The 18143-nt window shown below is 71.8% G+C and carries 13 protein-coding genes; 10 read left to right on the forward strand and 3 right to left on the reverse strand.

Annotated elements, in window-relative coordinates:
• Positions 1-172: 172 nt before the first annotated feature.
• The 3 genes from ACZ4NT_RS12195 to ACZ4NT_RS12205 all read right to left on the reverse strand — a co-directional run bounded on the left by ACZ4NT_RS12195 (position 173) and on the right by ACZ4NT_RS12205 (position 1273).
• On the reverse strand, positions 173-529 hold the full coding sequence (locus ACZ4NT_RS12195) for a PRC-barrel domain-containing protein (RefSeq protein ID WP_121408496.1): 357 nt from the start codon (positions 527-529) through the stop codon (positions 173-175).
• Between the two features lie 15 nt (positions 530-544).
• Positions 545-937: an ANTAR domain-containing protein gene (locus tag ACZ4NT_RS12200; RefSeq protein WP_467725023.1), complete on the reverse strand. Its 393-nt coding sequence runs from the start codon at positions 935-937 to the stop codon at positions 545-547.
• Positions 938-1018: 81 nt separating this feature from the next.
• Positions 1019-1273 carry a hypothetical protein gene (locus tag ACZ4NT_RS12205; RefSeq protein ID WP_467725025.1) on the reverse strand — a complete coding sequence of 85 codons (255 nt, stop codon included), beginning with the start codon at positions 1271-1273 and terminating at the stop codon, positions 1019-1021.
• Positions 1274-2194: 921 nt separating this feature from the next.
• Between ACZ4NT_RS12205 and ACZ4NT_RS12210 the strand changes: the two genes are divergently transcribed.
• From ACZ4NT_RS12210 to ACZ4NT_RS12255, 10 genes are all read left to right on the forward strand, one after another.
• Positions 2195-3673: a sugar transferase gene (locus ACZ4NT_RS12210; RefSeq protein WP_121408493.1), complete on the forward strand. Its 1479-nt coding sequence runs from the start codon at positions 2195-2197 to the stop codon at positions 3671-3673.
• A 73-nt stretch (positions 3674-3746) separates the two neighbouring features.
• The gene (locus ACZ4NT_RS12215; RefSeq protein ID WP_121408492.1) at positions 3747-5063 is read left to right on the forward strand and encodes a nucleotide sugar dehydrogenase; all 1317 of its coding nucleotides are present in this window, start codon (positions 3747-3749) and stop codon (positions 5061-5063) included.
• Positions 5053-6318 carry a glycosyltransferase family 4 protein gene (locus tag ACZ4NT_RS12220; protein WP_121408491.1) on the forward strand — a complete coding sequence of 422 codons (1266 nt, stop codon included), beginning with the start codon at positions 5053-5055 and terminating at the stop codon, positions 6316-6318. The genes ACZ4NT_RS12215 and ACZ4NT_RS12220 overlap by 11 nt, the downstream gene beginning before the upstream one ends.
• Positions 6315-7679 (forward strand): Wzz/FepE/Etk N-terminal domain-containing protein, encoded by a 1365-nt coding sequence (locus tag ACZ4NT_RS12225; RefSeq protein WP_467725029.1) that lies wholly within the window; start codon positions 6315-6317, stop codon positions 7677-7679. The genes ACZ4NT_RS12220 and ACZ4NT_RS12225 overlap by 4 nt, the downstream gene beginning before the upstream one ends.
• Positions 7676-9199 carry a Wzz/FepE/Etk N-terminal domain-containing protein gene (locus tag ACZ4NT_RS12230; protein ID WP_467725031.1) on the forward strand — a complete coding sequence of 508 codons (1524 nt, stop codon included), beginning with the start codon at positions 7676-7678 and terminating at the stop codon, positions 9197-9199. The genes ACZ4NT_RS12225 and ACZ4NT_RS12230 overlap by 4 nt, the downstream gene beginning before the upstream one ends.
• A 3-nt stretch (positions 9200-9202) precedes the next feature.
• On the forward strand, positions 9203-11137 hold the full coding sequence (asnB, locus tag ACZ4NT_RS12235) for an asparagine synthase (glutamine-hydrolyzing) (RefSeq protein ID WP_467725033.1): 1935 nt from the start codon (positions 9203-9205) through the stop codon (positions 11135-11137).
• Positions 11138-11168: 31 nt separating this feature from the next.
• The gene (locus tag ACZ4NT_RS12240) at positions 11169-13358 is read left to right on the forward strand and encodes a bi-domain-containing oxidoreductase (RefSeq protein ID WP_467725035.1); all 2190 of its coding nucleotides are present in this window, start codon (positions 11169-11171) and stop codon (positions 13356-13358) included.
• Complete coding sequence (locus ACZ4NT_RS12245) at positions 13355-15298, forward strand: heparinase II/III family protein (protein WP_467725037.1); 1944 nt, start codon at positions 13355-13357, stop codon at positions 15296-15298. Before ACZ4NT_RS12240 ends, ACZ4NT_RS12245 begins: the two co-directional genes overlap by 4 nt.
• 8 nt (positions 15299-15306) lie before the next feature.
• On the forward strand, positions 15307-16839 hold the full coding sequence (locus tag ACZ4NT_RS12250) for a right-handed parallel beta-helix repeat-containing protein (protein WP_467725039.1): 1533 nt from the start codon (positions 15307-15309) through the stop codon (positions 16837-16839).
• A gap of 1 nt (position 16840) precedes the next feature.
• Positions 16841-18142, forward strand: coding sequence for an O-antigen ligase domain-containing protein (locus ACZ4NT_RS12255; RefSeq protein ID WP_467725041.1), 1302 nt, complete (start codon positions 16841-16843; stop codon positions 18140-18142).
• Position 18143 lies beyond the last annotated feature (1 nt).

The raw sequence follows: 18143 nt of genomic DNA on the forward strand, positions 1-18143 counted from the left end.
CCGCCTCGCTTCCCGGACAGCCTGCCCGCCTGCGGACGGGGCCTCGCGGCCCGCGTGTACGGACTGGTGCGTCGTACGTGATGTGTTGCCGGTTCGTGCCCGCCCGCGGGCGGCCACGAGTACATGGCGGTGCGCCCGCGCCGCCTGCGGCGGTCGTCCTGCCCGGACGCCGTCAGCGGCGTGCCAGTTGACGTTCTCCGGCCGCGCCGGCCCGGTAGGGCAGTCCGTAGTGTTTGAAGATCGCTTCCTCCTGGCCGGCGGGCAGGACGTCGTCCACGCCGATGGAAGGGGCCTGCTTCACCAGTGCTCTGGCGTACCCGATCCTCAGGTAGTCCGGTCCGGTGACCGCGTCGTCGAGGGGTACGAAGACCAGACGGCGCCGGGTGGGCAGTCCGATGCGTACCGTGGCCATGGCCGGTTCATCGGTGGTGGTGTCCACATAGACCGCCTCCAGGACACCGATTCTGTGCGACTCGGCGTCCACGACATCGCGTTCGCGCCATTCCCGGACGTCGGCTGTGCGCATCATGACCTCTCCCCATCCCTATACGGACGACCCGGCCGGCCGCCGCGTGTTGCACTGCCGGTTCTGTGCGTGGAAGGTGCGGAGCGTTCGTCGCAGCGCGCGCTGCATCCGGTCCGGGAGCGGCTCGCCCTCCCAGGCGGCGACCATGGCTGCGGCCACCTCCGGAAGCCTGGTGCCGCACTGCCGTGAGACGTTCACGAGCAGACTTCTCGCCGCCCCGCGGGTGCAGGGGGTCAGGACCATCACCATGCCGCGGGCCTGGTCGACGACCGCCCGGCCGGCCAGGGCCCGTCGCAGCTGGTCGTTCTGGCTCCGCAGGACCTCGACGTCCTCTTCCGTCCCCGGGTTCCCCCACGTGGCCTCCGCCCGCAGCTTCCACCAGTCCTCCTGGAGCATGGTTGTGCGTTGCATGGCGTACCTCTCGACTGGCTGAAGGGTCGGGCTCGGCGGTGGTGGTCCCGCAACTCCTGTCGTTGCAGGGCCACTTCGGGATCACCAGTGGCGTTCGCGGTCGCGCCGGTCCTCGCGTCTCCAGTGCGCCCGGTTCTGGCGGCTGTAGCGACGGTCCCAGCGCTCCTGACGGTCCCGCCGGTCCTTGTAGTCCCGGTACTCCTCCGAACCGCCGCCGCGATCGCGGTCGTGGCGGACGGCGGCGAAGAGGACCAGCGCGGCGGCCAGCCACCAGAGCGGGTGAAGGAAACCGAGGCCGAACAGCGGCACGATCAGGACGAGAAGCAGAACGAACACGGTGGGCCTCCCCGGGAGCTGGACACAGCATCGATACCGGGGACCGGGGTCTCACCTGACAACCTAGTCCTGAATGGAGGCTGTGGATACCGTGCGAGGTCAGCGCACCGGTGACGTGCGGGCCGAGCCGGTCGTGGCGGGCCGGGGCGCCGGGATGCGTCTCCGTCGTCCCGCTGACTCGTGCTCAACGCGGCCGCGGGACGGGCGGGTTGAGGATCGGGAGCCCACTCGCTGCTCGGTCGCCGTGTGCGCGGCTGTGGATCTCACGGTCGAGGACCACGTCCGGCCGGCCCGTTCGCATGTTGCGATCTGATCGTTTCGACACGGCACCGGGGCGGTGATGCCTGGGGGTGCCGACGCCGACACTCCGCGTAACTCCCCATCGTCACAGGTCAGAAGGCATTTTCGACATCCGGGAAACCGCGGACGACGGCCGATTCATGTAATCAGCTCTAAATCTTAAGTACAAATTGCACACATCCCTCTCTTCAGGTGGGTCTTCATGGTCTAGATTGACCCTGCTTCGCATGCCGGGACACGAGCCGACAAATGATGATCTATGGGTTGGGCGCTGCGGACAGCCGAATGCGGCCTGTCCGGCGTCGGACATGTGGATGATCGATTCCTGGAGTCCGAAGGGGGCCCTTGGGTGAGGGGAACACCCGTGGTTCAGGCGGGTTCCCACGTACCTCACCTATGGGGCAGGGCACGGGACTTCGGCTGCCGTCCGGGTGGATCGCTCACGCGGCGCTGACGCGGCCGGGATGTGATGTGCGGGAGGCGGGGGCCTCCCGGGGGAGGGACAGTGCGGGAGGCGGGGGCCTCCCGAGGGGAGGAACTGCGCGGGGGGGTGGGGACCCCCCGAGGGGGAGGAACAGTGTTGGGCGAAAACGTCGAATCACTGGGAACCTGGGGGGTTCTGTGACGCAGGGGGGATTAGTCGGCCCGTTTCCGACGACGCGCGAGCGTCTGGCGAACGGGCCGGTCAGCCGGCCCGCGAGCGACTGGGAGCAGCGGTACCGCCGTGCCGTGATCATCAGCGACACCGCGGCCACCGCATTGGTGGTGGCCGCGATCGGCAACTTCTTCGGGGCCCGGGACGCGGCCAACTGGCACGAGAAATGGGGCATTCTCGCATTCGGCACCGAGTTGCTGGTGCTGGGGGCGCTGGCGGTGAGCCGGGCGTGGGCTCCGGTCGTGCTCGGCCAGGGCGCCGAGGAGTTCCGCAGACTCGGCCGTTCACTGTTCGCGGCGACGGTCGTGCTGGCACTCGGCGGGATCGCGCTCACCTCACGCAACATCAAACTCTGGATCTTCGTCGCGATCCCCGCGATCGCCATGGTCACCATGACGGCGCGCTATCTGCTCCGTCTCTGGCTGCACAAACAGCGGAACGAAGGGCGCTGCCTGAGACCGGTACTGGCTGCCGGTAGCCCGGCAACCGTCCGCGATCTCATCGCCCGTACGCGCAGATTCCCGCATCTCGGCTGGCGGGTGGACGCGGTGTGCACGACGGACGGTCTCGGACTCGACGACGACCAGCTGGACGGAGTGCCGGTCGTCGGGCGGCTGGTGGACGTCGCGGGCCACGTCCGTCGCGACGGCTACCGGGTCGTCGCGGTCACACCGGATCCGCACTGGTCACCGGACCGGCTGCAGCGGCTGGCCTGGAACCTCGAGGGCAGCGACGCCGACATGGTCGTGGCCCCCGTGCTGATGGAGGTCGCCGGCCCGCGGCTGCACGTCGACGCGGTGCTCGGGATCCCGCTGCTGCGGGTCAGCATGCCGACCTTCACCGGGGGGCGCCGGGCGGTGAAGGAGGTCGTCGACCGGTTGGGCGCGGCGATCCTGCTGCTGCTCTTCGCGCCGCTCATGGTCCTCGTCGGACTGCTCGTGCTCCTCGACAGCCGCGGCGGCGCCTTCTACCGGCAGCGCCGAGTCGGCAAGGACGGCCGCGAGTTCACCATCCTCAAGTTCCGCACCATGGTTGCCGGGGCCCATGTGGCGAAGGCCGAGCTGGCCGACCGCAACGAGGGCGCCGGCCCGCTGTTCAAGCTCCGCCGGGATCCGCGGGTGACCCGGCTGGGCTCGGTGCTGCGCCGGTACTCGATCGACGAGCTCCCGCAGCTCTTCAACGTACTCACCGGGTCGATGTCGCTCGTCGGTCCGCGGCCTCCGCTGCCCGAGGAATCCGCCGCGTACGGACCGGACATCCGGCGGCGGCTGCTGGTCAAGCCCGGACTCACCGGGCTCTGGCAGATCAGCGGGCGCAGCGACCTGTCGTGGGAGGAGGCGGTACGGCTCGACCTGCGGTACGTGGAGGACTGGTCGCTCGCCCTGGACACGGTGATCCTGTGGAAGACGCTGCGTGCGGTGCTCTACGGCCAGGGGGCCTACTGATGCGCGGGAGCCGTCGTTCGGCCGGCGCACGGACCGCAGGCCGAAAGGGCCTGCCTGGGGGGAGGAACGGGTCATGAGAGTCAGCGTTTTCGGGCTCGGCTACGTGGGCTGCGTGTCGGCTGCGTGCCTGGCCGGGATGGGGCACGAGGTCATCGGGGTCGACGTCAACCAGCTCAAGGTCGACCTGGTGAACGACGGCAAGGCCCCGGTGGTCGAGGAGCGGATCGGCGAGCTCATCGCCGACGTCGTGCGGAGCGGAGCCCTGAGGGCCACCGGTGACGTCCGCGAGGCGATCATGGGCAGCGAGGTGTCGCTGATCTGTGTCGGTACGCCTTCGGAGCCCAACGGCAGCCTGTGCACGACGTACTTGGAGCGGGTCACCGAGCAGATCGGTGCAGCGCTGGCCGAGCGGGGCGGGCGCCAGACGGTCGTCTTCCGCAGCACCATGCTTCCGGGGACCTGTCTGAACCTGCTGGTGCCGATTCTGGAGAAGAACCTCGGCGGCACGGCCGGAGTGGACGTCGGGGTCGCGGTCAACCCCGAGTTCCTGCGCGAGGGCACGAGCGTGCGGGACTTCTTCGACCCGCCCAAGACCGTCATCGGCGAGCTCGACCCGGCGAGCGGCGACGTGGTGGCGGCGCTCTACGAGGGCCTGCCCGGCGAGGTGTTCCGGGTGCCGGTCCCCGTGGCCGAGGCGATCAAGTACGCGGACAACTCGTTCCACGGCCTGAAGATCGGCTTCGCGAACGAGCTGGGCGCGGTGTGCCAGGCGCTCGGGGTGGACTCGCACCAGGTGATGGACGTGTTCCTGGCCGACCACAAACTGAACATCAGCCCCGCCTATCTGCGGCCCGGCTTCGCCTTCGGCGGCTCCTGCCTGCCCAAGGACCTGCGCAGCCTGGTCCACGCGGCACAGCGGGCCGACGTCTCGGTGCCCATCCTCTCCCACGTGCTGCCCTCCAACTCCGCCCATCTGCAACGCGCGGTGGAGATGGTCGAGCGCACCGGCAAGCGCCGGGTGGGACTGTTCGGGCTGTCCTTCAAACCGGGCACCGACGACCTCCGCGAGAGCCCGCTCGTCGAACTGGCGGAGCGGCTCTTCGGCAAGGGCTACGACCTGCGGATCCACGACGCCAACGTGAGCCTCTCCCGGCTGATGGGCGCGAACCGCGAGTACATCGAGACCCGGCTGCCGCACCTCGCGCACCTGCTCGCGGATTCGGTCGACGAGGTGCTCGAACACGCCGAGGTGTGCCTCGTCGGGACCAGCGATCCGGCTGTGCTGTCGGCGCTTCCCCACGGGGAGGGCCCGGCGATCATCGACCTCGTCCGCCTTCCCGACGCCGAGACGCGTCGGACCGAACCGGGATACATGGGCCTTGCCTGGTGACGCAGTCAGCGGCGACCGGCCGGACCGGCGCGCGCTGATCCTCGTGGAGAACCTGTCGGTGCCGTTCGACCGCCGGGTGTGGCAGGAGTGCACGACACTCCGCGACGCGGGCTGGCAGGTGCACGTCATCTGCCCCCAGGGGAGCAAACGGGACACGGAGCCGGAGGCGGAGATCGACGGGGTGCGGATCCACCGCTACCCGCTGCGCGCGGCCACCGGAGGGCCGGCCGGCTATCTGCGTGAGTACGGCTCCGCCCTGTGGCACACGGCCCGGCTGGCCCGCAAGGTCGGCCCCGTCGACGTGGTCCACGCGTGCAACCCGCCCGACCTGCTCTTCCTGCCGGCACTGTGGCTGAAGCGCCGCGGCGCCCGCTTCGTCTTCGACCAGCACGACCTGGTCCCCGAGCTGTACCTCTCCCGGTTCGACCGCGGCGAGGATCTGCTCTACCGCGGCGTGTGCGCGCTGGAACGGCTCACCTATCGGGCCGCCGACGTCGTGCTCGCCACGAACGAGAGCTACCGGGACACCGCGGTGCGCCGCGGCGGCCGTCGCCCCGAGGACGTGTTCGTCGTGCGCAGCGCGCCGCAGGTCGACCGCTTCCGACCGGTGCCGCCCGAGCCCGAGCTGAAGAACGGCAAGCCCCATCTGCTGTGCTACCTGGGCGTCATGGGCCCCCAGGACGGTGTCGACTACGCCCTGCGCGCCCTGGCGAAGCTGCGCGACGAGCTCGGACGGACGGACTGGCACGCGGTGTTCGTCGGTGCGGGCGACGCCTTCGACGCGATGGTGGAGCTGTCCGGGCAGCTCGGTCTCTCCGATCAGGTGCAGTTCACCGGGCGCATTCCGGACGCCGACCTGGTGCGCTACCTGTCCACCGCCGACGTGTGTCTGTCCCCCGACCCGCGCAATCCGCTCAACGACGTGTCGACCATGAACAAGGTCCTGGAGTACATGGCGATGGGCCGGCCGATCGTCTCGTTCGACCTCCGGGAGGCGCGCGTCTCCGCGGGTGACGCCGCCGTCTACGCGCCCGCCAACGACGAGGCCGCGTTCGCCGGGCTCATCGTGCAGCTACTCGACGATCCGGAGACCCGCGCCCGGATGGGCAAGATCGGCCAGGAACGGATCACCGGAGAACTCTCCTGGCGCAACTCGCAGGCGTCGCTCCTCGCCGCCTACGCCGCCGCCTGCCGCGACCGCACCGCGGTGTCGGCGGCCGGCCCGGAACGAACAGGGAAGAGGCCGCGCCGTTGAGTGATGACACGATCCGCCTGGTCACCCTCGGGCGGATACTCCGTCGGCGATGGCGGCTCCTCGCCGTCCTCGCGGCGGTGGGCGCCCTCGTCGGCTACGGCACCTCGCTGGTGTTCCCGCCGCGGTACACGGCGTCCGCATCGGTACTGCTGCCGGGGCAGTGGGAGGAACGCGAACTGCTGACCCAGGTGGACCTCGCGAGCAGTTCGACGGTGGTCGACCGCGCCGCCGCCGCGCTCGGCTGGACGCGCGTGGACGGCGACGAGTTGCGGGACCGGGTGAGTGCCAAGGCCGCAGACGGGAACATCATCACGATCTCGGGCAGGGCCGAGACCCCGGAGCGGGCACAGCAGCTCTCCGACGAGGTGGCCCAGCAGTTCGTCGGATTCGCCACCCGGATCGCGGGCGGCGGCACCGACCAGTCCACCTCGGAGGCCGAGGCGCTGCGGCAGCAGGTGAAGGACACCAACCGCCGCATCTCCGACCTGGCCAAGGCGGCCGACCCGGGCCGCAACGTGGAGAGCGTGCAGGCCCGCACCACGCTCGAGAAGCTGCGCCAGTCGCTGGAAGAGGCCATGACGAAACTGGACCAGGCCGACCCGGCGAACAACAAGGCCGGCATGGTCGTCATGGGGCCGGCGGCCCGGCCGACCGGGGAGACACCGCCGACGCGGATACAACTCGTCGTCGGAGGGGCGCTCCTGTTCTTCCTGCTGTCGGTCGTCGGTCATCTCGCCGCCGCACGCATGAACCGCCGGCTCCGCACCGAGGCGGAGATCGCCGCGGCGCTGGACGCGGCACTGCTGGGCGCCGTCGACGTGCCCGACGAACGAACCGCCCACCGGCCGGACGACCGGACCTCGCGGGCCCGGTTCCGGCGACTCGTCGGCCTCGACACCCGGTGGGACGTACCGGCCCCGCGGGAATCCGTCGACGAGGCCGGCAGGCGGATCCGCTACCGGCGCGTGTGCGCCCGCCTCCGGGAGCAACTGCCCGCCCCGCGGCGGCTGCTGGTCGTCGTACCCGCAGGCGACACCGTCGCCCGCCGCGCCGCCGGGCAGCTCGCCGCCGAGGCCGAGGGCGATCCGCTGCTGCGGGTGGCGGAGGTCTCGGTGTCCCGGCCGCTGGTACCGGACCGCGACACCGAGTCCGGTGCCCTGGTCGTCCTCAGTCCCGGCAGCTGGACCGCGGAGGAGCTCGCCGGCATCGCCGGGGCGTGCGCGGACGGCGGGCACGAGCTCGTCGGCATCGTCGTGGCCGGCACGGTCCGGGACGGTACGACGCGCTCTGCCGGACTGCCCCTCGACGGTCCCACTCCGGCGCTCGCCGCTCGCGGCCGCGCGACGGGAGGCTCAGCGTGACGACGCACACGTCCTCGAACCAGTCGGCCTCCGTACCGCTCCTCGACCTGCAGGCACTGGTGGTGGCGGTGCGCAGACGCCGCCGTCTGTGGTGCTTCACGGCGCTCCTCGGGCTGCTGGTCGGCGTGGCGGTGGCGGTCCTGCTGCCGCCGCCACCGACCGCGGTGACCAAGGTGCTGGTCTCGCACCAGGAGGACCAGCCGAACGACACGGGAACGCTGATCCGCACCGACGTCGAGCTGCTGGGCACCACGCGGATCGCCACCATGGCGCTGCGGGCCCTCGACTCCTCCGAGAGCGCCGCGGACTTCATGAAGGACTACCGGGGCACCGGCCTGACCAACAACCTGCTGCAGATCGACGTGACCGGTGACACCGACGCGGAAGCGGTGGCCCGGGCCAAGGCGCTCGCCGACGCGTTCGTCGCCGACCACGTGCGGCGGATGCGGGACACCGCGAAGGCCGAAGCCGCCGCCCTGCGCGACCAGAGCGACCGCATGCGCGACGAACTCGGCCGGGTCAACAAGGCCATCGGGGACCGGTCGCCGGAGCAGACCGACCCGAAGGCGTCGGCGAGCATCGAGTCGCTCTTCGCCCGCCGGGCCGAACTGAACTCGCGGATCGCCGACTTCGACCAGCGCGCCGCGGAGGCCCGCACCGGCACACCCAAGATCATCTCCGGTACCCAGATCGTGGACGCCCCGCGCGCGGTGCGGCACTCCCTGCCCAAGGCCGCCGCCACCCACGCCGCGATCGGCCTCGTCCTCGGGCTCGTCCTCGGGCTCGTGCTGGCGGCCGTCGGCGCGGTGGTGGCCGACCGCCCCGTGCTGCGCCGGGACATCGCGGCGAACCTGGGAGCCTCGGTCATGGCGGAGCTGCCCCGCCGGTCGGGCGGACGGTGGCGGCGCCGACGGACCCGGGCGGCACGCGACCGGCTCACCGCGACGCTCGCCCGCGCCGTACGCGGCTCCGCCGGTCCCGTCTCCCTGCTGGAACTGGGCTGTGCACGAGCCACGAGCGCGCTCGCCCTGGACCTCGCCGCGGCCCTGATGCCGGAGGGCTCGGTGGTCGTCGTCGACGGACTGCCCGGCCGGCAGCTGGCGGGCCGCCGCCCGAAACCGGGCGACCCCACCGTGGTCGGCGGCGAGCGCGCCGAGACCGTGCCGCCCGAGCAGCGCCGCCTCGGTGTCGGCTCGGTGGCGCCCGGCACGGCCTGGACGGACCTCCAGTACCTCGGTACCCGGACGGTACTCGTCGTGCGCGCCGGGCACAGCAGCGCGGCATGGCTGCACACCGTGGCACGGCAGCTCGCGGACCAGCGCATACCGGTGATCGGGGTGGTGCTGATCGACCCCGATCCGCGGGACCGCACCGACGGCACGCTGTGGGACGGCCTGTACACCGCGCTGCGCGGCCGGAGCGAGCGTCCGGACCGGCAGAACGGGGACGGCCGGCTGCGGGCGGAGCGCCTGCCGCTGTGGGCCGCACGGGTCCCGGACAACGATCAGGAGGCGCGCTAGCACATGTGTGGCATCGCAGGCACCTACCGATGGCCGGAGGGGAAAGTCGTCACCGACCGGCTCACCGACACCCTCGCCCACCGCGGTCCGGACGGGGCGGGCCGGTACAGCCACCCCGTCGGCGACGGCGAGGTGCACCTCGGGCACCGTCGGCTGGCCATCATCGACCTGTCCGAGACCGGCGCCCAGCCCATGGTCTCCGACGGCCTCGTCCTGACGTACAACGGCGAGCTGTACAACGCGCCCGAACTCCGTGCCGAGCTGACGGCCGCCGGGGTGCGCTTCCGCGGTACCTCCGACACCGAGGTACTGCTGGAGGCCTGGCGGCGCTGGGGCACGGACTGTCTGCCCCGGCTGCGCGGCATGTTCGCGTTCGGGATCTTCGACGAGCGCACCGGTGAACTGGTACTCGCCCGCGACCAGCTCGGCATCAAGCCGCTGTTCCTGCTCCGGCGCGGCCCGGGCCTGGTGTTCGCCTCCGAACTCAAGGCGCTCGCCGCCGCGACCGGCGGGTCACTGGAGGTGGACCACGCGGCGCTGGTGGCCTCACTGCTGTACTACTGGGTGCCGGACTCACGGTGCGCGTTCCGCGAGGCGGAGAAGCTGCCGCCGGGGAGCTGGCTCCGGTGCCGGCCCGACGGCCGGGTGGAGCGCGGCCGGTACTGGCACCTGAAGGACGTCGCCGCCGAGGGGCAGGAGTCGGCCCGCAGCGGCGCACAGCCGGACCTCGCCGGGATCGTCGAGGAGTCGACCCGGCGGCACATGCTGTCCGACGTGCCCGTGGCGACCTTCCTCTCCGGAGGTCTCGACTCCAGCTACCTGACCGCGCTGGCGGCCCGCCACCAGCCGGGGATCTCCGCCTACACCATCGGGTTCCGCGCCGAGGACGCCAAGTTCGAGGCGATGCCGGACGACCTGCGCTACGCCCGGCAGGTGGCCCGGCGGTTCGGGGTCGATCTGCACGAGATCGAGATCGCCCCGAACGTCCTCGACCTGCTGCCGCGGATGACCTACCACCTGGACGAGCCGATCGGCGACCCCGCCGCGATCAACACGTTCCTGATCTGCTCGGCCGCCCGGGAGGCCGGGGTCAAGGTGATGCTCTCGGGGATGGGCGCCGACGAGCTCTTCGCCGGGTACCGCAAGCACCTGGCCAACCTGCTCGCGCTCCGCTACCAGCGCGTGCCCCGGCCGCTGCGCCGCGGGCTGTCCCGGGCCGTGGACCGGCTGCCGGTCGCCTCGGCCCGTCGGGGATACCGCTCGGTGCGGTTCGCGAAGCGGTTCCTCTCCTTCGCCGACCTGCCGGAGGAGACCGCGTTCCGGCGCAGCTACACCATGTACGACCAGGACGAACTGCTCGCCCTGATCGATCCGGACCTCGCCGGGACCGTCGACGACGTCCTGACCGAACACGCGGACGTCTACCAGGACAACGACCTCGACGACTTCGTCAACCGCATGTGCCTGGGCGACGCCCGGATGTTCCTGCCGGGCCTGAACCTCACCTACACGGACCGGTCGAGCATGGCCGCGTCGACCGAGGTGCGGGTGCCGTACGTGGACGTCGAGGTGGTCAAGGCGGCGTTCGCCGTGCCCGGCGAACGGAAGATCGTGGGGCGACAGGGCAAGGCCGTCCTCAAGGAGGCCGCCCTGTCGGTCCTGCCGCGGGAGATCGTCCACCGGCCCAAGGGGCTGTTCAGCGCCCCGCTGCGGGCCTGGATGAGCCGGGATCTGGCACCGCTGGTGCGCGAGGTCGTGCACGACGGCGTGCTCGTCAACTCCGGGATCCTGCGCCGCGAAGCGCTGGCGCGCATGGTCGCCGAGGACGCGGCCGGACAGCGGGACTACTCCAAGCACCTGTGGCATGTGCTGACCCTCGAGTACTGGTACCGGGACGCGACCTCCGGCTCCGGCCGGAGCGCTCACTTCTCGGCGTAGCAGACGACGTTAGGAACAAGGGGACTTTCGCGTGAAACAGGTTGTCCAGAACTACAAGAGCGGCGAGCTGGCCGTGCTCGACGTTCCGGTACCGGGCTGCAAGCCGGGCGGGGTGCTGGTCCGCACCGCCTACTCGCTGATCTCCACCGGGACCGAGCTCATGAAGGTGTCCGAGGCCGGCATGTCGATGCTGGGCAAGGCCCGGTCCCGGCCGGACCAGGTGGCCAAGGTCATGCAGAGCGTGGCCACCAACGGGGTGCCTGCCACGTACCGCAAGGTGATGGGCAAGCTGGACTCCTACACGCCGCTGGGCTACTCGCTGTGCGGCGTGGTCGAGCAGGTCGGCGCCGGGATCGACGACGTGAAGGTCGGCGACCTCGTGGCCTGCGCCGGCAACGAGCACGCGCTGCACGCCGAGCTGAACTGGGTGCCGAAGAACCTCTACGCCCCGGTTCCGGACGGCCTCGCGCCGCGGCACGCCGCCTTCGGCACCGTCGGGTCGATCGCGATGCAGGGCGTGCGCCAGGGCGAGCCGCAGCTCGGCGAGGTGGCGCTGGTCATCGGCCTCGGCCTGATCGGGCAGCTGGTGGCGCAGCTCCTCACCGCCTCGGGGGTCCGCGTCGTCGGCGCCGACCCCGACCCGGCGCGCTGCGAGCTCGCCGAGCGCCTGGGCGCGGCGGCCTGCGGGGATCCCGCGTCCGCGGCCGTGGAAACCGCCGTCGCCGAACTCACCGGCGGTCACGGTGTGGACCAGGTGTACCTGGCCGCCGGCGGCGGCAGCAACCAGCCCGTCGAGCTGGCCGCCCGGCTCTGCCGGGACCGCGGCCGGGTCGTCGACATCGGCAAGTGCCGGCTGGACCTGCCGTGGAACGCGTACTACGAGAAGGAACTCGACGTCCGGTTCTCCCGCAGTTACGGCCCCGGGCGCTACGACCCGGAGTACGAGCTTGAGGGGCGGGACTACCCGATCGGGTATGTGCGCTGGACCGAGCGCCGCAACCTGGCGTGCTTCCTCGACCTGCTGGCCCGCGGCAGCGTCGACGTGGAGCCGCTGGTCTCCCACGTCGCCGACTTCGACGACGCCGTCGAGACGTACCGACGTCTGAAGGACGGCGACCTGAAGGCGGTGGCCGTGCTGTTCCGCTACCCCGAACACGCGGCGGACGCGGCGGCCCCGGCGGTGACCGTGCCCGCGGTGAGCCGAGGGAGTGGCCGGGTACCGGCTTCCACCCGGGCCGCCGCGGCGCCGGTGCGGCTGGCGTTCGTGGGCGCGGGCAACTACGCGACGTCGATGCTGCTGCCGCACCTGACACAGCGCGACGGCGTCACGCTGTCGACGGTCGTCACCACGACGGCACTCTCCGCGGCCAACGCGCAGCGGAAGTTCGGCTTCGCCGAGGCGACCACCGATCTCGACGCCGTGCTCGGCGACAAGTCGATCGACGCGGTGTTCGTGGTGACCCGGCACAGCTCCCACGCCGAACTGACCCGGAAGGCCCTGCTGGCCGGCAAGGCGGTGTTCGTGGAGAAGCCGCTGGCGCTCACCGAGGACGAACTGGCCGGCGTGCTCGCGGCCGTGGAGGAGTCCGGCAACGACCGGCTGCAGGTCGGCTTCAACCGCCGCTTCGCGCCGATGCTGAACGAGGCCAGGAAGCGGTTCGGCGCCCGGACCGGTCCGGCGAGCCTGCGCTACCTGGTCAACGCCGGCCGGTTGCAGCACGGCAGCTGGTACCTCCAGCAGGGCTCGGAGGGCTCGCGGTTCGTCGGCGAGGGCGGCCACTTCATCGACACGGCGAGCTGGCTGCTCGGGGCCGACCCGGTCTCGGTGTACACGATCGGCACGTCCGACAACGAGGACCTGCAGGTCGTGCTGCGCTACCCCGACGGGTCCACCGCCACCATCAGCTACGTCACCACCGGCGCGCCCGGCTTCCCCAAGGAGACCCTGGACCTGGTCGCGGACGGCAGGGTGCTGCGGCTCGACGACTTCGTGCGTGCCTCGGTGTACGACAGCCGCCGCAAGCGGTGGGTCAGTTCGCGGCTGCCCAAGGCCCGGGACAAGGGCCAGTCGGCCGAGCTGGCCGCCTTCGTCAAGGCCGTGCGGACCGGCGGGCCCATGCCGGTGCCGCTGGAGTCGCTGGTCGCCACCACGGCGGCCACCCTCGCCGTGCAGGCCGGGCTGGCCGGCGGCGCGCCGGTGACGTTGGCGAGAACGCGATGACCATGAGTGCGGGCTGGTACCTGCGGCGGCTCTCCCGGATGGGACCGCGGGAGGTCGGCGGCCGGGTGGGCGACGCCGTGCGCAGGCGGCGGTGGCGCTCGGCGCGACCGGAGTGCCCGAAGCCGACCGGGGCCCGGTTCACCGCGGTGCTGCCCGCCGGGACGATGGCCGCGTTGCCTCCGGACGCCGTGAAACGTCTCGTCGCCGAGGCCGACCGGCTGATGGACGGGCACGTCGAGTACTTCGGGGTGGTCCGCGACGACCTGGCCGACCCGGACTGGTGGTACGACCCGAAGACCGGCCGCCGGGCTCCCTCGGGCTACGCCTTCGACGTGCCGTACCGGGACGAGGACACGGCCGGGGACATCAAGCAGATCTGGGAGCTGTCCCGGCACCAGTACCTCACCGTGCTCGCCGCCGCCTACGCGATCACCGGGAACGAGCGGTACGCCGAGCGGGTCGCCGCGCACCTGCGGTCGTGGTGGGCGGCCAACCCGCCGCTGCGCGGCGTGCACTGGATCAGCGGCATCGAGCTGGGCATCCGCCTGCTGTCCTGGGTGTGGATCCGCCGGCTGCTCGACGGATGGCCCGGCGCGGCCGGGCTGTTCGAGGACGACCCGGTGGCGCTGGAGCAGATCTGGCACCACCAGCGCTGGCTGGCCGCCTTCCCCAGCCGGGGCTCCTCGGCGAACAACCACGTCGTCGCCGAGGCGGCCGGGCAGTTGGCGGCGGCCTGCGCGTTCGGGTGGTTCCCCTCCTCGGAGCGCTGGCGGGCCGGCGCGCTGCGGCTGCTGGAGCGTCATCTGCGCGGCAACACCTTCCCCTCCGGACTCAACCGGGAGCTGGCCACCGAGTACCACGGACTCGTGCTGGAACTCGGCCTGGCCGCAGTGGCCGAGGCGGATGCCGCCGACGTGCCGGTGCCCTCGTCCGTCCGGCTGGTGCTGCTGCGGATGACCGACGCGCTCGCGGCCGTCGTGGACAACCGGCTGCGTCCGCCGCGCCAGGGGGACGCGGACGACGGGCACGGTCTGGTCCTGGACGGCCCGGGCACCGACCGCTGGGCCTCGCTGCTGGCCACCGGGGACGCCGTGTTCGGCCGGCTCGACTGGTGGCCGGCCGTGACCGGCACCGATGTGCGCACGCCCCTGCTGACGGCGCTCATCCGGCCCACCGCACCGGCCGTGACCCGCCCGGCGAGCCGGCCGGACCACTTCGCCGACGCGGGCATGACCGTCCTGCGGGGCCCCGAGGAGATCTGGTGCCGCTGCGACGGGGGCCCGCACGGCTTCCTGTCCATCGCCGCGCACGCCCACGCGGACGCGCTGTCCGTGGAGGTCCGGCACGACGGGATCGATGTGCTCGCCGATCCGGGAACGTTCTGCTACCACGGGCAACCCCGGTGGCGGCAGTACTTCCGATCGACCCTCGGCCACAACACCCTCCAGTTGGACGGCGAGGACCAGTCCGGCTCCGGCGGCCCGTTCCTGTGGACCCGGCACGCCCGCACCCGCGTCCTGGTGGCGGACACCTCCGGGGACGGCGTGGCCCGCTGGTCCGCCGAGCACGACGGATACCGGGGCTCCGTGCACCGCCGCCGGGTGGAGCTGACGGCCGCGAGCCGGGAGCTGAAGGTGGTCGACGAGGTGAGCGGCCCCCGCCGGGCCGTGCGCCTCGCGTTCCACCTCGGTCCGGCGATCGCCGCGGACCTGGTGGGGGACCGGGCACGGCTCACCTGGATCAGGGACGGCGAGGGGCGCTCCGCGGTGCTCGACCTGCCCGGCGGGCTCAGCTGGCAGGCGCATCGGGGCGAGAGCGACCCGCCGCTGGGCTGGTACTCGGCCGGCTTCGGGCGCAAGGAACCCACCACGACGCTGGTCGGCACCGGTTTCGCCGACGGCGCGGAGGGCTTCACCACCGTGCTCAGGTTCCACGGCTAGGGGGGCGCGTGGGAATCAAGAGGCGGCACTGGGCGTGGGCGGCGGCACCGCTGACGCTGATCCTGCTGACGGCGACCGGCTGCGAGAGCACCCCGGGCGCCGCGGCCGAGCCGAAGGCCGCGCCGTCCACGTCCGCGGCCCGCTCCGTGGCCCGGGTGTGCGCCAAGCCCGCGGCCGGACCGGCGAAGGCGCCGGCCGGTGCGGTGACAGTCGACCCGGCGGTGGTCGGCGACCTGGCGGCGAAGACCAAGAGCAGCCCTCCGAACACCACGTTCTGGCTTCGACCGGGCAGGCACAGGCTCGACCCGGACCGCTACGCCCAGGTCATCCCCAAGCGGGGGGACCGCTACCTCGGTGCGCCGGGCGCGGTGCTCGACGGCCGGAAGAAGAACCAGTACGCGTTCGGCGGCAGCGCCCGCGACGTCACCATCCGCCACCTGACGGTGCAGCATTTCGTGGCGCCGCGGGACGAGGGCGTGGTCAACCACGACTCGGCCGACGGGTGGGTGATCGAGAACGCGACGATCCAGAACAACTCCGGCGCCGGGCTGATGGCCGGTGCGCGCCAGCAGGTCCGCGCCAACTGCCTGCGCGACAACGGCCAGTACGGCATGAACGCGTACAAGGCCGGCGGCCCCCTCCGCGACCTGGTGGTCGAGGGCAACGAGATCGTGGGCAACAACACCGGCGACTGGGAGCGGCGGCGCAAGGGCTGCGGCTGCACCGGAGGCGTGAAGTTCTGGGCCGTCGACGGCGCCGACATACGCGGGAACTGGGTGCACGACAACCGCGGGACAGGGTTGTGGGCAGACACCAACAACAACGACTTCCGCATCGAGAACAACGTGTTCGAGACCAACGACGGGGCCGCCCTGATCTACGAGATCAGCTACAACGCGGTCATCCGGAACAACACGATCCGGCGCAACAACTGGGTCGAGGGCCGCAAGGCGGCGGACCGCGGCGACAGCTTCCCGTTCGCGACCGTCTACCTGTCCGAGTCCGGGGGCGAACCGCGGATCCCGGCCCGTACCGACAAGATCGAGATCTACCGGAACGTGCTGGAGGACAACTGGTCCGGCATCACCCTCTGGGAGAACGCCGACCGGTTCTGCAACAGCCCGGCCAACACCTCGTCCGGCGACTGCACCCTGCTCGTGCGGGACACCGACCGCTGCACGAAGCCGGCGATCGCCACCTCGCCGCTGTACGACGACTGCCGGTGGAAGACCCAGCGGGTGGACATCCACGCCAACCGCTTCGTGCTCGACAAGTCCGTCGTGAAGTGCACGTCGAAGTGCGACCGCATGGCCGTGCTGGCCAACTACGGCACCTATCCGGACTGGTCGCCCTACCAGGGCGAGCGGGTCGCCGAGGCCGTCACCGACAAACAGCACAACCGCTGGCACGACAACGTCTACGCAGGACCCTGGAAGTTCGTCGCCCACGACCCGAGCCGCGTGCTCGACTTCGTGCAGTGGCAGGCCGCGCCCTACCGGCAGGACAAGGGCAGCACCCTCGACCCGCGGGCCGGTGGTTGAGATGACCGAACACCTGCGGCCGGGGGCACCGGGCGGACCGGACACGGCGGGCACGCGGCCCCGCACCGAACCGCGCCCTTCCGGCACACCGAAGATCATCGGGACCGTCTGGGGACTGCTGGTCCTCAACACCCTCGGGTCCGCGGGGGCGAAGACCATCGTCCCGCTGCCCCGTTCACTCATCCAGATGGTCACCATGGGAGCGCTCGTCGCCGCGTTCGCGCTGGCGCTGGCGGTGAATCTGCGGCTGCGCATCCGGCCCAGCGCCTTCGTGCTCCTCCTCACGCTGCTGCTGGTGCCGAGCCTGATCTCCAGCGCGAACCTGGGGTCCGGGTTCGGCGCGCTGTTCCGCTGCGCCCGGCTGGCCCTCTTCGTCGGCACGCTGTGGCTGATCAGCCGCTGGTGGGACGGAGGTCCGACGTTCGTCCGGCACCACATACGGATGTACTTCGCCGTGCTCGGGTCGGTGGCCGCCGGCCTGGTCATCTCACCCGGTGCGGCCCTGCCCGAGCTCTACGGCGGCCGGCTGGTCGGCGCGTTGTGGCCGCTCACCCCGCCGCAGATCGGGCAGTACGCGGCGGTGATCATCGGACTCACCGTGCTGCTCGTACTGGGGCGCCGGACCGACAGAGCGGGCGCGGCGGTGGTCATCGTGCCGTCACTCGTCCTGCTCGCGCTGACCCATACCCGCACGGCGACGCTCGGTCTGCTCATCGGGCTGACGCTGGCGATCGGCTCGCTCGTCCTGACCAGCGCCGCCGCCCGCCGGTTCTTCACCTGGGCGGTGCTCTGCGCCGCGGTGGCCGCGGTGGGGTTCGCCTCCGCGCTGCGGGCATGGTTCCTGCGCGGTCAGAGCCAGGAGAACTTCTCCGAACTCACCGGCCGGGCCAAGGTCTGGGACGCCCTGCTGGCCGCGCCCCGGACCACCGGGGAGAAGGTGTTCGGCATGGGCCTGGGCGACAAGTCGTTCGGCGGCCTGCCGATCGACAACAGCTGGCTCGCCGTCTACCACGAACAAGGTCTGACCGGTGTCGCCCTGGTGGCGGCGATCATCGTCGTGCTGGGCGGCGTCGCACTGCTGCGGCCGCCGTCCCTGCCGCGGGCCTGCGCGATCTTCCTGATCAGCTACTGCGCGATCGCGTCCTACACCGAGGCGGGCCTCGGCGACGCCTCGCCGTACCTGCTGCATCTGGCCGTGGCCGCCTCGCTGCTGGCCGCGCCCGCCGCCGCCACCGGTCTCCCGACGCCCGCGGACCCGCGACGGCACATCCCGCGATGGGCCCGGAAATCGGAGGTGACCTGAG

This window comes from Streptomyces sp. NPDC026417, assembly GCF_055567695.1.